This window comes from Acidobacterium sp. FHG110202_01, from assembly GCF_059115305.1.
The window spans coordinates 36,010-49,871 of sequence record NZ_JBZYWJ010000008.1 but is presented as its reverse complement, the minus strand read 5'-3'; the positions used below and the strand labels follow the sequence as shown (position 1 = coordinate 49,871).

Genomic DNA, 13,862 nt, shown 5'->3' with positions numbered 1-13,862 from the left:
ACCCTTCGGCGCGGTTTGTTGCGCCGAAGGGGCCAGACTACTGATTTGCCGTAGTAAAGGTGGCAGTGGACGAGAATGTCGTCCAGTGGTTGCAACCGCTGAAGTACGACACAGACCATGCCTGATAGTCGTAGGTTGATCCCGGAGTCAAACCGGTCAGCGTAAACGAGTGTGCCGTAGAGACCGGCACCACCCAGGGGGTCTTGCTGCCGAAGGCAGTGGTCAGTCCATAATTCACTCCGCCATAAGTAGCGACATTGCTGGTCCAGCTGATGGTCACCGAGGTGGATGTGATGTTGGAGACAGTAACCCCTGAGATGACCGGGGCGCTCGGCGTTGTATTCAGGCCGATCTGGCAGGACAGGGAACCAATATAGTTGCTGTCTCCCGGATAAAAGGAATAGAAGTACTGACTGCTTCCTGCGTTGATGTGTGTTGCGGTTGCCGTCGCTGTCTGTCCGGATGCGTTCAGCGATACACCTACATTGCCATTTGGCTGGATGGCAAAGTTCAATAGAGCGAGGTCCGGATAGCTATCCCCATTGAAGTCGCCGACACTGTATACGCTGCTGTCGAACACGCCATTTGTTGGAACGATCGTGCCCTGGAAGGTACCATCGCCCTTGCCCAGGAACACATCCACCTGGCTGGGAGGGGTGCGTACGTCGGACGGCAAAACTGTTGTGAGCATATCCAGTATGCCGTCTCCATTGAAATCGCCCAGGTACAGACCTGAAACTCCATAAGTGGAGCTGTAGGACACCTCGTTCTGGAAGGCGCCATTACCATTGCCCAACAGTACGCCTAAGGCAACTGATCCGGACTCATATACAGCCAGGTCTGTCTTGCCGTCGCCATTGAAATCGCCCGCAAGCAGACGGGTCGGCGATCCCACCGCAGTGTTAACTGGGCTTTGAAAAGTGCCATCGCCATTGCCCAGCATGACTCGTAGAGTATAGCCCGGAGGGCTCACCGGAGGCTCGGTCAGAAAAGCTATATCCAGCTTGCCATCGCTATTGAAATCGCTTACTGCTATTGTCCCTAGCACACCGTCACTGGTGGTATATATTGTCTGCTGGCTCTGGAAGGTGCCATCGCCATTGCCTAAGAGAATGCTTACACCCTGCGTACTGCTGCTTGTGTCAATCACATCTGTAACCAGATCCGGAATCCCATCACCGTTAAAGTCGCCGACAGTGACGTAAGTATGACCGCTGACGGGATATGTTACCTGGTTCTGAAAAGTGCCATCGCCATTGCCCAAAAACACACCCACACTGCCCTGGGAGCTAGCAGAGGTCGGATTTAATACGGCCAAATCCAGTTTGCCGTCGCTGTTGAAGTCACCGGCTGCAATAGAGCTGGCGTCAATTCCCGTGGCGTAAGTCACTGCCTGTTGGAAAGTGCCGTTGCCATTGCCCAGCAGCACGCTCATGCTTCCTGCTGTATTTACCTGGTTCAGCACTGCCAGATCCAGCTTGCCATCGTTATTGAAGTCACCGGTTACATTTGCTGCAGGAGTACTGCCGGCAGCAGTGGACGCTCCCTCATTGCCAAAACCAAGAGCCGGAGTTGATGCTCCCAGAGCCGCATTGCCCAGCACTCTGTTATTCATTGCATCCAGGAAGTACACATTCCCGCTTGGGCCTGCAGAGGGATTACCGGCGCCGGCCACGGCAGCAGACAAGGTGTAATTGCCCGAGCTTCCCGAAACAGAGATCGTCGACGTGGTGGAATTTTTCCCGGTGACCGTCAGCGACTCGGCATTCGAGCTGCTGCCCGCTATCGCATTGGTTCCAGCAAAGACTGCCTTGATGGAATGCGTGCCGACGCCCAGCGTCAGCTTGATCGACGCTGTTCCGGCTGAGGTCAGCTGCGCCGTGCCGAAGATGGCTGCATCTTCGCAACGGGCAGCCGCGGCATTGCAAAAGAGCACCTTGCCGGGCGAAACCGTCTTGCCCCCGGAATTGACTGCGGCGGTAAATGTCACCGCAGCATTCTTCGCGACCGTAGAAGGTGAAAGAGTGAGCGTTGTGGTAGAGGGTGACGGCGTTGCTGCCCAGCCGGCGAGCGGCGCAAGCAGCAGACTAGAGATAAGAGCGCAGGTACGTATGGAGATCACATTGGCCTCCTGGGGGTTAGAGAAAATGATCACGTCAGCACAAGCGAGTATGTGCCTTCGCCAGATCCCTACCATAGTGCCGAAATCGTAACGTGCAAGTTAAGCAAATAACATCGACCGTAAGCGATCGGCGTTCTTCCGCTACAGCAAGAACCTCGCTCGCGGTTACAGCCCTGTCCAGATTGTTATTACCGAAAGCAGATAAGAGAAGAACCCTTCGGCGCGATTAGCTGCGCGCCGAAGGGGATAGGGCTACTGATTTGCCGTGGTAAAGGTGGCAGTGGGCGCGAATGTCGTCCAGTGCGTGCACCCACTGAAGTACGCCACAGACCATGCCTGGTAATCGTAGGTTGATCCCGGAGTCAGACCAGTCAGTGTGAAGGATTGAGCCGTGGAGATTCCCCCCAAGGGCCAGGGTGTCTTGCTGCCGAAGGCAGTGGTCAGTCCATAATTCACTCCGCCATAGGTGGCGAAATTGCTGGTCCAGCTGATGGTTGCCGAGGTGGATGTGATGTTGGAGACAGTAACCCCTGAGATGACCGGGGCGCTTGGTGTTCTATTCGTATTCAGGCCGATCTGGCAGGAATACGAACCGATGTAGTTGCTGTCTCCGCTATATACGGCATCGAAGTACTGGTTGAATCCCGGCTGGACGTTCGTTGTTGTTGCCGTTGCTGTCTGTGCGAACTGATTCAGTTCCGCATACACAGTATTGGCATTCCAGTTGTCCGTCACAGCGAGGTCCGGATTACCGTCATCGTTGAAGTCACCGACTGCGAACGCAACAGGAGACTTCAGAAGGGTGCCATATGTTACCTCATTCTGGAAGGTGCCATCGCCGTTGCCCTGCAGGATGCCCACCGTATTGTTCGTGGCGCCCCTGCTGGGATTTCCGATCAGATTCAGCGAGGCCAGATCCAGCTTGCCATCCCGGTTGAAATCACCCACTGCAATGTAGGAGGAAGAGGAACCTAAACCATAGGTCTTCTGGCTCTGGAAAGTGCCATCACCATTGTTCAGCAGTACACTAGTGCTCGAACCTGAGAAATTCCATACAGCCAGGTCCGGCTTGCCGTCCCCATTGAAGTCCCCTGTCACAACAGACTGCGGTTCCACGCCGGTAGCGTAGTTGACCCCGGTCTGGAAGGTGCCATCGCCGTTGCCCAATAAAACGCTTGCGCTGCCGTCGGCGGTTGTGGATGCAGAGCCAACGATGGCCAGATCCAGCTTGCCGTCCCCATTGAAATCGCCTGCCGCGAGGGACACTGCAATCGAGGGAATATCAGATTGCAGCTGGCTTTGGAAAGTGCCATCTCCATTGCCCAGCAATATGCTCAGCAGACTCGATGTGACTGAAGTGCCGCTAAGGTTCTCTTCTACCGTAGCCAGGTCCTGCTTGCCATCTCCATTGAAGTCGCCGACAACAACCTGTGCAGGGCCACTGCCCGTGGCATACGTGACCGGGCTTTGGAAGAGGCCATGGCCACTCCCCAGAAACACGCTTACGGTATTGCTTCCATAATTTGTGGCCACCAGATCCGGTATGCCATCTCCGTTGAAGTCGCCGACTGCAACGGAGTTTGAACCGGTACCGTAAGTCACCTGGTTTAGAAAGGTGCCATCACCTTTGCCCAATAGCACACTGATAGCACTGCCGGTAGCCACAGCTATGTCAAGCCATCCATCCCGGTTGAAGTCACCCACTGCAACGCAATTTGGAAGCCCGCTGAGGGCATACCCTGTACCAGGAGAAAAGTTCAGCTCAGGTGTCGATGCTCCCAGCGTTGCGGCGCCTATTTCAGTACCATTAGGAACGCTCAAAAATGAGACCTGTTCGGTGGGTCCTGCAGTCAAGCTGCCGATGCCCGCCACAGTCGCGCTCAATGTGTAACTGCCCGAACTTCCGGAAACAGCGACCGTAGTCGTGGTTGGATATTGTCCTGTGACACTCAGCGGCTCGGCATTCGAGCTGCTGCCCGCGATCGTATTGGTTCCAACAAAGACGGCCTTGATGGAATGCGTGCCGATTCCCGGCGTCAGCTTGACTGCCGCCGTGCCTGCGGAAGTCAGTTGCGCCGTGCGCAGGATGGCCGAGTCTTCGCAATAGGTTGCTGCGGCATCGCAAAAGAGCACCTGGCCGGTTGTGACTGCCTTGCCGCCGGAACTGACCTCAGCTACGAGTATTACCGCAGTATTGTTCGAGACTGAAGAAGAAGAAAGCAACAGCGTCGTGGTAGAGGGTGACGGCGTAGCAGCCCAGCCGGAAATCGGCGCGAGCAGCAGACTGAACATCAGGGCGCAGGTACGTGTAGAGATCACGTTGGCCTCCTTGGGGATAGAGGGAAAAATGAGCACGTCAGCACATGCGAGCATGCGCCTTCGCCGAAATTATGGTCCCTACCGTACCGAAATCGTAACGTGCAAGTTAAGCAAATGGCAGCAACTGTAAACGACGGGCATAATTCCGCTGCAACGAGAACCCCGCCCGCAGTTACAGCCCTGTCCAGATTTTTATTACCGAAAGCAGTCAGAGAAACATGCTTTGGCACAGTTGGCTGCGCCGAAGGGGATAGGTCGTTAGTTTACCGTCGTGAAGCTGGGCTGTGGGTGAAAATGTGGTCCAGTGTGTGCAACTGCTAAAGGACACGGACCATACTTCATAGCCGTGATCGTAGTATCGAAATCGTTAACAAGGCAAGTTAAAAAATGACAGCAGCCGTGAGCGCCGGATATCAAGCACTTACTCCACCACGGCAAGCACTTCACCCGCAATCACGGTCCCGCCGGCTGTGGCGCGTAGCTCAATCACCTTGCCCGCCTTTGGCGACTTCAACTCATTCTGCATCTTCATTGCTTCAATCACCACGATCCCCTGATGCGCCTCAACCGCATCTCCTTTGCTGACCAGCACGCGCACCACTCGACCCGGCATGGGAGCGGTGACGGACTTCGGGCCATCATGGCCGCCCGCGCGGCTGCGGCGCGACTTCAGCGAACGCGGATCATCCACCCGATAAGGAATGCGCGCGCCGGCAAAGTGAATGGCCGGCCCCTCGGCGCTCTCTTCGAGCACACAGCGGTAGGATCTTCCGGCAATCTCAAGCGAAAGCACTCCGGGCCGCAGCACATGTGCTTGAATCGCTATCTCCGGCCCATCCTCAACAGTGGCTCGATAGACACCGTCAATATCAGAAGCGATTAACTCAATCCGGCGCAGCTCGCCGTTCATCTCGATCTCAAGCTTCATGCGCGCAGACCCTCGCGGCGCGCAGCCTGCTTCCATTCGCTCGATCTGTCGTGGTTCGCGGAAGCTTTGTTCCCGTTACCATTCTTCGGTCGCAGGCTTTCAAATAACGCAGCCGCGATCACGGCAATCTGGTCTGTATCCGAGGATAATTCCTGCGAGGTTTTATCCGCGGCCAGCAGCCGGTCGAGATAACCCGTATCGATACATGCAGCCTTGAAATCCGCGTCACGAAGGATGCGGCGAAATAAATTCAGATTCGACCGGATACCACCAATCACATACTCATCGAGCGCACGCAGCAGGCGTGCTATTGCTGTCGAGCGATCAGGAGCGTAGGCAATGAGCTTCGAGAGCATCGGGTCGTACTCCATCGGCACTGTCCAGCCTTCGTAAATGCTGGAGTCCTCGCGAATCCCCGGCCCTCCCGGCTGCAGCAACCGGGTAATCTTCCCCGGAGAAGGAAAGAAACCGTTATCCGGATCTTCGGCGTAGATGCGGCACTCCATCGCATGGCCGCGCAGGTGAATATCTTCCTGTCGGAATGGCAGCGGCTCGCCCTGGGCAATTCGTATTTGCAGATGCACCAGATCAAGCCCTGTGACCAGCTCCGTCACCGGATGCTCCACTTGCAGGCGTGTATTCATTTCAAGGAAATAGAAGTTCCGCTCTTCATCGACCAGAAACTCCACCGTGCCCGCGTTCGTGTACCCTGCGGATTTCGCCAGCCGCACAGCAGCCTCACCCATCCTGCGGCGCAGGTCTTCATCCACCACCGCCGATGGAGCTTCTTCGATCACTTTTTGATGGCGTCTCTGTACTGAGCATTCGCGCTCACCGAGCGACACGCAGTTCCCGTGTTCATCAGCCAGTATCTGAATTTCAATATGGCGCGGCTGCTCAATCAGTTTTTCCAGATACACTTCGCCTGAACCGAAAGCACGCTCGGCTTCGCTTGCTGCTGTCGTGAAAGCCGATGCCATCTCTGGCTCAGAAAACACTGCGCGCATGCCTTTGCCGCCTCCGCCTGCAGCAGCCTTGAGCATCACGGGATATCCAATTTGTGCGGCAACAGCGCGCGCTTCATCAAGCGAGGCCAGGCCGGTCACCGATCCAGGAGTGCGCGGCATCTTCGCTGCATCTGCTGCCTGCCGCGCGCGCGTCTTCGATCCCAGGGCGCGCATGGCGCTTGAAGGCGGCCCAATAAACTTGATTCCGGATTGTTCGCATATCTCTGCGAAGTCTGCATTCTCAGAAAGAAAACCATAACCGGGATGAATCGCCTCAGCGCCGGAGTGATGTGCCGTCTCAAGAATCAAGTCTCGCCGTAGATAAGACTCTGCTGCCGGAGCAGGCCCGAGGCGATAGGCTTCATCCGCTTCAAGTACGTGCAGCGCAGCGCGGTCGGCATCGGAATACACCGCGACAGTAGCGATTCCCAATTCGCGGCACGCTCTCACAATGCGGAGAGCGATTTCTCCGCGGTTGGCAATAAGGATTTTGCGGAAGCTCATTCCAGTGTGGATTCTAGAGAAAGGTTGCATAAATGCGAAAGCCCCCAAACCAGGGGGCTTTCGCATTCACTTGTCCGATCAGGAAGAACTTACTTCATATTGCCCTGGCCATCCATAACGATGCCGCCGGGCGCGTTGTTCTTCTTCTCTTCGTTGGTCTTGCGCGTGCCGATGGCCTTGGAGCTCCACTGCACTGCCTGGTCTACGTCTTCCTTGCGGGCCTGTTCATTGCCGCACTCAAGATCGGCCTTGCGGCGGTACATCAGGTTCATGTACGCCATGGCGTCGTCATAGTTGGGGCGAATGTCGAGCGCTTTCTGCAGGTATTGCATGCCTTCAGTGACCAGCGGTGTATTCTGCACCGAAAGCTTCTTGCAAACATCCTTCGGCATCTTGGGGTTGCCATCACCCTGGTCCTGCTGGCCGACTGCAGCGAGTGCCTGCACAGCATTCCTGTGGGCAATGCCCCAGTTGATCACGCCGATCGTATAGGCAGCTTCCGCGTCCTGCGGGTCGACAGCCAGCACCTTCTGCTGCCACTCCTTGGCCTTGTCGAATTCGTCGATCTGGAAATAGAGTCCGGCTATGCCCTTGAGACTGCTGACATCTTTCGGGTCCTTGTCGAGCACTCCCTGAAAGCCCTGAATCGCAAGGTTCGCATTCTTCAGGTTTTCAGGCGTTTTGAGATCGGGGACGACCTGCTGGGCATACGCTGTTGCCAGGTAAAGGCGCGCCATCGGCAGCGAGGGGTCAAGATTTACCGCACTCTGAAAATGGCCGATTGCCTCTTCATATCTGGCATTCTTGTAGGCGGCGACGCCCTTGTTCAGATGGTCGCGCGCCTTGAGGCGGTCACACCCGGTCATCATGGTCAGCATCGCCAGGAACGCAGCCGCCATTACCGGAAAACGTGCGATTCGATTCATTCTGTCTCTCATCTCCTTTAATCGCCTGATCGCCAGCGTGCGGCCGGCACTGCAAAAATCAGTACTGCTCCCCTTACCCATTTCCCCCGGCATCAGGCCGGCGTGCGTAGCGGAACACTTTGCGCGCTGTCCATCATCCTGTTTCCGCTCGAAACCGCGCATAGCCCTGGGATGTGTCGAAAAGTCTCTGCGCTGTGATTGTAATTGGTTTCCGCCGTATGACAAGCGTCAAGCGGCGGGCCGATACCTTACTGGCCCGCCTCGATCTTCGGCGTGATCAATCCGATATGGTCGACACCAATGCCGCGTGCAATGTCTACAACTTCCGCCACCGGCGCATAGCTCAGATCGGCATCGCCCTTGATGAACAGGACCTTTTCTGCGCGGATCGAGAAAATGGCATTCAGGCGGGTGCTTAGATCATTCTTTGCGACATCGTCCTGGTTGATCTTGTAGCTCGGCGGCCCGCCGGCATGGCCAAGAACCTGTACCACGATCGTGAGATCATTCGGGTTCTGCTGCTGCGGATTCTTCGGCGGCTGCGGTACCTGCGCCTCAAGGCCGTGCGGAGTGACCGGCACAATGACCATGAAGATAATCAGCAGCACCAGCAACACGTCAATCAGCGGAGTGACGTTAATATCGGCATTGAGTCCACCTGGACCCGAACCACTTCCCATTGCCATAAGTCAAAATCCTCATTTCTCCGGCAGCGTAAAACTCCCGGATTATTGTCCGCCACCAACCGCATTCGAACGCTGCTCCGTCAGCAGGCCAACCTGCTCCACTCCGGATGTGCGCACAGCGTCAATCGCATCCATCACCGTGCCATAGTGTGCACGCGAGTCAGCGCGGAAATAAACCATCTTGTTGGTCTTGTTCTGCAGCATGTCGGACACCCTTGTGCCCAGATCAGCCATCTGGACGCGATCCTGGCCAAGGAACACCTGGCTGTCGCGCGTCACGGCTACGACCACTGCATCTTCGTGGTCGGCGTCAGGCATGGCGATTGCATTTTCCGTTCTCACCATGTCTACAGACACTTTGTTCTGCAACATGGGCGTGATGACCATGAAGATGATCAGCAGCACCAGCATCACGTCCACCATGGGCGTGACGTTGATGTTTGAATTAACTTTAGCGCCTTCGTTTCTCTTAACTAATGCCATCTTCTGCTCCGTCGATCGGGGTCTTCCTCAAAAGCCTTACCGCAACCATCCGGAAAACCGCTTCCAGCAGGGCGGCCATTTTACCGCCCTGCGGAAGCACAGGATTCCCGCAATGAATCGCCGCCGTGATTAGCGACGGCCGCTCTGCTTGAGGAAGTAGTCGATCAGTTCGCTCGAGGAGTTGTCCATCTCGACGTCGAAGGCTTCCACTTTGTTGGTGAAGTAGTTGAAGCACATAACGGCAGGGATGGCGACCAGCAGACCGAAAGCGGTGGTAACCAGGGCTTCAGAAATACCGCCGGCCACAGCACCAATACCAGATGTCTTCTGGGTAGCAATCTGACGGAACGCGTTCAAGATACCGACGACCGTTCCGAAGAGTCCGACGAACGGAGCGGTGGAACCGATCGTGGCAAGACCGCCCAGGCCGCGCTTCAGCTTGGCGTGAACGATGGCCTCGGCACGCTCGAGGGCGCGCTTTGAGCTCTCGATCTGCTCTTCAGTCACAGCGCCGCCGCCGCCAAAGCTGCGGAACTCCTGCAGGCCGGCCGTGACCACTTCGGCCAGATGCGATTTCTTGTTGCGGTCAGCAACCTTCACTGCTTCATCCAGCTTGCCTTCCTTGAGTGCTCCGGCAACGCGCGGGGCGAACTCACGCGACTGCTTGCGGGCTGCGCTGAAATAGAGCCAGCGGTCGATAATCACAGCCAGCGACCAGATCGACATGATGAACAGGATGATCACCACGCCTTTGGCCAGTGAGCCCATGTTGCCCCAGAGTTCGAGCGGGCTGAAGCCGACCGTCGGCTGATCCTGGAAAAATGCCAGGGAAGTTGGATGAAATACTGCTTGTGTAAGTTGAGCGAGAATCACTGAATCGTTCCTCCTGCGGAGATTTCTTGGGCGCGATCTTCCGCGCCGGCAAATTTTCGGTTCGCCTCACTGGATGGCACGCTCATGCGCATAGCTGGCCAGCGAGGCCGGACAAAGAGCGTAACGGCTGAATCAGCCACCCAGAGTGAAGACTACGTTGACCTGCGTTTCCACCTCCACCGGCTCGCCATTGAGCAGGTAGGGCTTGTAGCGCCAGGTCCTTACAGCATCCATAGCTGACTGCTGAAGCATCGGCGGACCGCTGAGGACGCGCAGGTTTTCGATGGTCCCAGTCTTGGAAATCGTTGCCTGCAGCACCACAGTTCCTTGAATGCGGGCTGCCTTGGCAATCGCCGGATACTGTGGCGATGTCTTGACCAGAATGTTGCCCTGCATCACGCCGGATGACACGGCGACCTTCTTCGGCGCAGCAGCTTTTACTACCGGTGCAGGCCCGTTGCCGATGCCGCCGAGCACGCCGCCGAGAACACCACCAGCGGCGCCGCCACCCATGCCTTCCATGCCGGCTACACCGGTATTCGGCGGGGGCGGAGCATCTTCATGCACCATTTTGACTTCTTTAGGAATCTTGGTGAATGTCATCTGATTGTTCATCAGCTGAGAAACCACCTTGTGCACCACAGGAGCCGCAGGCGGCGGCGGTGGCGGCGGCGGTGGTGGCGGCGGCGGCGCGACCAGCAGGGTCGCCATCGCTGCCTTTGGCAGCGCTTCAGGGTAGATCAGCGGAATCAGAATCATTGCTGCAAGGATTCCGCCATTCAGGACAAAACCAATGATTGTAAAATATTTACTCTTGGTCTTGATCTTGCCGCCCGATTCCATTAAGGCATCTTCAAACATGACCCTACCTCTTCCAAGCAGAACTCGTTACCACCTATAGACACCGCATAGGTGTCTATTTGTTCCCGGAGTATTCCAATTTTTTTGGAGCGTTCGGAATAATTCGAAAAAGTCGAGTGACAAAACCTATATCACATACGGCCGATTTCTGAAAACGTTTCATACCTTAAACCTTCGCTTTTTTTGCTGCAGGCAAAACCGCTGCCTTGCCACGCCGCTGCCGCCACTCCTGATAAGCGACCAGCATTGGCGCCGCCACAGCAATCGAGGAATAAGTTCCAATCAAAATACCAACCACCAGCGCAAACGAAAATGGATGAAGCACTTCGCCGCCAAATAAATACAGAGCCAGCACCGTCAGGAACGTCAGCCCTGAGGTCAGCACTGTCCGGCTCAGCGTCTGGTTGATGCTCCGGTTCACCAGATCCGGCAGAGCCTCGCGCCGCGAAAGCCTCAAATTCTCTCTGATGCGGTCAAAGACCACAATGGTGTCGTTCATCGAATAACCAACCAGCGTTAAAATCGCCGCGATGACCGTCAGCGAGATCTCCTGGTTCGTCAAACTGAATGCGCCAACGGTGATCAGCGTGTCATGAAAGACCGCCACTACTGCTGCCACGCCGTAAATCAACTCAAAACGGAACCACAGGTACACGAGCATGCCAAGTAGTGAGTATAGAGTCGCCAGCAGTGCCTGGTTCCTCAGCTGCGCGCCAACCTGGGGCCCGACGATTTCCACATTGCGGATCCCAAACCCGGAGAGATAGGCATCCTGCTTCAGCTCGCTCAATACCGCCGGAGTGACTGTGCTCGAAAAACCGTCAATCGAATCAATCAATCCACTTCGTGCGTCCCGGTATGCAAGGATGGCCGTCGCCTGCTGGCTGTAGTGCTGCTGCGCCGCATCATTCGAGCCCATATGCTCGGGATCTTTCTGTACCAGCCAGTTCGCGAGCGTTCCCTGTCCCGCGTTGTCAAGATCAAGCTTGCCTTGATTGGATGCGCCGTTCGCTGCATAATTGTTTTCGAGCGCCTGCAGAATCGTCGCGCGCCCCTGGTCGAGCGACGATTCGCTCGTCTGCTTCTGCGCAAGCGAAATCAGGACTTCATTGTTCGCCGCCTGACCGCCGATAATATTCTGGATGCGCGGATCCTTGAGGCCGGCCTTGTCCGCCGCCGCGCGAATGCGGTCGAGATCCGGCTTCTGGTCGAAACGGACGCGAACCACTGTACCGCCGCGAAAATCCACATCCAACGGCAGTCCATGCCAGAAAAACAGCGAGAGCAAGCCCGCCACGCTGAAGATCAGCGAGAAGCCCAGGAAATACCATTTCTTCCCAAGCCAGTCGATATTTACATCACGAAACAGTTCCACAGAATTCCCTCAAAACCAGCTAAAGCACCGGTCAGCAATAAAGCATTGAGCTCAAAGCCGGATGGCTCGGAAGCGGGTGGCCAATCTTGCCCCCCGTTTCTTGGCTAACAGCTTTTCGCTAGCCGCTTTTCAGCTGCCTTTCTAAATCGACAGCGCTTCGCCCCGCTGCTTCTTGTTCAAATGCGCATCGAAAATCACGCGCGACACAAACACCGCCGTAAACAGGTTCGCGAGCAGGCCGAACGTCAGCGTCACTGCAAATCCGCGCACCGGTCCGGTGCCGAAAATAAACAGGATAGCCGCCGACACGATCGTCGTCACGTGCGTATCGATAATCGTCGTCCACGCATGCGCAAAACCCTGATCCACCGCCGCCGAAGGCGACTTGCCCGCGCGCAGCTCTTCGCGGATGCGCTCAAAAATCAGCACATTCGAATCCACGCCCATGCCGATCGTCAGAATCACGCCGGCAATTCCGGGCAGCGTCAGGGTCGCATGCGCATAGCCCATGAATCCCAGCAGGATCACCAGGTTCAAAAAGAGCGCCAGGTCGGCATTGATGCCCGCTCTGCGGTAGTAGATCAGCATGAAGACCATGACCGCGACCATGCCGACAATCGAAGCCAGCACGCCTTGATGGATCGAGTCCGCTCCCAGCGACGGCCCTACCGTGCTCTCCTGCAGGTAGTGGATCGAAGCCGGTAGAGCGCCGGTGCGCAGCAGCATCGACAGGTCTTTCGCGCCCTGCTCCGTAATGCCGCCGCCCGAGATCGTTCCTGTATCGCGAATCTGGTCGCGGATCGTCGCCACTTCCTGAATCTTGTTGTCGAGCACGATGCAGAGCGATTTGCCTTTATTCGCTGCCGTAAACTCACCGAAGTGGTTGCCCGCAGCCGCGGTCAGATAAAAGACCACCTCCGGCTCATTCGTGTTGGGATTGCGCTGCGGCTGTGCATCGCGGATATCGGTGCCCGCTACTTCCGGAACGCGCCTGATCTGGAAGACCTCGTTATTGCTGCTCGGTCCTACTGCACCCGGAACCGCATGCAGCAGCAGAGAATCATAAGGAACAGAGCCGCCTATTGCCTGCAGCGCTGCCTGTTCGTCGGGCCACGGACCGCCCTGCACTTCATGAATCTCAAGCCGCGCCGTCGACTGGATCACGTCCTTCACGCGCGCCGGATCGTCCATTCCAGGCAATTCCACCAGGATCTGGTTGCTGCCCAGGTTGTACTCCTGGATCGTGGGCTCGGTCACACCCAGAGAGTTCACGCGCTGCGTGATCACCTCGATGGCCTGAGACACAGCGCGCTTCTTCAGGTCAGAGACGGCTGTCGGCTTCATCGTGAGTGTGAAGGTATTGTTCGCGCCGGATGCGACGTCATACTGGTTGCCGTAGCGCTGGCTCAGCACCGAGCGAATATCGCCCGCACGGTCAAGCGGCGCGCCGGAGATATTGATCGTCTCAGGATGCGCGGAATCAGGCTGCGCCGAGCCAATGGTAATGCCGTTCTGCTGCAAATCTGTCACGACGCGCGCAGCATCATTGGTGGTCTGGGCATTCACCGCCTCATCCACCATCACCTGCAGGATCAGGTGCGTGCCGCCTTTGAGGTCAAGGCCAAGGCTGATGCGGTTGAGAATGGCATCCTTCAGCGCCGTTCCGCTCAGGCCCCTGGGAATCCCGAAGATTCCAAACAGAAAGACCAGCAGTACCGCAACAATCAGAATCGTTTTTTGTGTGAGGTTCTTACGCATGGATATTCCAGAATAGAGAG

Annotated in this window: 11 protein-coding genes; all 11 read right to left on the bottom strand. The window is 56.5% G+C overall.

What is annotated here, in order from left to right; all coding sequences use genetic code 11:
• Nucleotides 1-37: 37 nt before the first annotated feature.
• Entirely contained in the window at nt 38-2,122 is a 2,085-nt protein-coding gene (locus AC5S16_RS16980; protein WP_493931290.1) for an FG-GAP-like repeat-containing protein, read from the bottom strand.
• Nucleotides 2,123-2,374: 252 nt separating this feature from the next.
• Nucleotides 2,375-4,441: an FG-GAP-like repeat-containing protein gene (locus AC5S16_RS16975; protein ID WP_493931289.1), complete on the bottom strand. Its 2,067-nt coding sequence runs from the start codon at nt 4,439-4,441 to the stop codon at nt 2,375-2,377.
• A gap of 421 nt (nt 4,442-4,862) precedes the next feature.
• The gene (locus AC5S16_RS16970) at nt 4,863-5,369 is read right to left on the bottom strand and encodes an acyl-CoA carboxylase biotin carboxyl carrier protein subunit (RefSeq protein ID WP_493931288.1); all 507 of its coding nucleotides are present in this window, start codon (nt 5,367-5,369) and stop codon (nt 4,863-4,865) included.
• Complete coding sequence (gene accC / locus AC5S16_RS16965) at nt 5,366-6,880, bottom strand: acetyl-CoA carboxylase biotin carboxylase subunit (RefSeq protein ID WP_493931287.1); 1,515 nt, start codon at nt 6,878-6,880, stop codon at nt 5,366-5,368. The genes AC5S16_RS16970 and accC overlap by 4 nt, the downstream gene beginning before the upstream one ends.
• Before the next feature lie 89 nt (nt 6,881-6,969).
• Nucleotides 6,970-7,806, bottom strand: a complete 837-nt coding sequence (locus AC5S16_RS16960) for a tetratricopeptide repeat protein (protein WP_493931286.1) — start codon at nt 7,804-7,806, stop codon at nt 6,970-6,972.
• Nucleotides 7,807-8,054: 248 nt separating this feature from the next.
• Nucleotides 8,055-8,492 (bottom strand): ExbD/TolR family protein, encoded by a 438-nt coding sequence (locus AC5S16_RS16955; RefSeq protein ID WP_493931285.1) that lies wholly within the window; start codon nt 8,490-8,492, stop codon nt 8,055-8,057.
• Nucleotides 8,493-8,534: 42 nt separating this feature from the next.
• On the bottom strand, nt 8,535-8,975 hold the full coding sequence (locus tag AC5S16_RS16950; RefSeq protein ID WP_493931284.1) for an ExbD/TolR family protein: 441 nt from the start codon (nt 8,973-8,975) through the stop codon (nt 8,535-8,537).
• 129 nt (nt 8,976-9,104) lie between these two features.
• Nucleotides 9,105-9,848, bottom strand: a complete 744-nt coding sequence (locus AC5S16_RS16945) for a MotA/TolQ/ExbB proton channel family protein (RefSeq protein WP_493931283.1) — start codon at nt 9,846-9,848, stop codon at nt 9,105-9,107.
• Between the two features lie 132 nt (nt 9,849-9,980).
• Nucleotides 9,981-10,709, bottom strand: a complete 729-nt coding sequence (locus AC5S16_RS16940; protein ID WP_493931282.1) for an energy transducer TonB — start codon at nt 10,707-10,709, stop codon at nt 9,981-9,983.
• Between the two features lie 166 nt (nt 10,710-10,875).
• Nucleotides 10,876-12,084 carry a protein translocase subunit SecF gene (gene secF / locus AC5S16_RS16935; RefSeq protein ID WP_493931281.1) on the bottom strand — a complete coding sequence of 403 codons (1,209 nt, stop codon included), beginning with the start codon at nt 12,082-12,084 and terminating at the stop codon, nt 10,876-10,878.
• Nucleotides 12,085-12,225: 141 nt separating this feature from the next.
• On the bottom strand, nt 12,226-13,842 hold the full coding sequence (secD, locus tag AC5S16_RS16930) for a protein translocase subunit SecD (RefSeq protein ID WP_493931280.1): 1,617 nt from the start codon (nt 13,840-13,842) through the stop codon (nt 12,226-12,228).
• Nucleotides 13,843-13,862: the final 20 nt, after the last annotated feature.

Bases quoted from the DNA above. Each gene is read 5' to 3' on its own strand.
- AC5S16_RS16970 (WP_493931288.1), bottom strand. From the start codon at position 5,369: ATGAAGCTTGAGATCGAGATGAACGGCGAGCTGCGCCGGATTGAGTTA.
- accC (WP_493931287.1), bottom strand. From the start codon at position 6,880: ATGAGCTTCCGCAAAATCCTTATTGCCAACCGCGGAGAAATCGCTCTC.
- AC5S16_RS16960 (WP_493931286.1), bottom strand. From the start codon at position 7,806: ATGAATCGAATCGCACGTTTTCCGGTAATGGCGGCTGCGTTCCTGGCG.
- AC5S16_RS16955 (WP_493931285.1), bottom strand. From the start codon at position 8,492: ATGGCAATGGGAAGTGGTTCGGGTCCAGGTGGACTCAATGCCGATATT.
- AC5S16_RS16950 (WP_493931284.1), bottom strand. From the start codon at position 8,975: ATGGCATTAGTTAAGAGAAACGAAGGCGCTAAAGTTAATTCAAACATC.
- AC5S16_RS16940 (WP_493931282.1), bottom strand. From the start codon at position 10,709: ATGTTTGAAGATGCCTTAATGGAATCGGGCGGCAAGATCAAGACCAAG.
- secD (WP_493931280.1), bottom strand. From the start codon at position 13,842: ATGCGTAAGAACCTCACACAAAAAACGATTCTGATTGTTGCGGTACTG.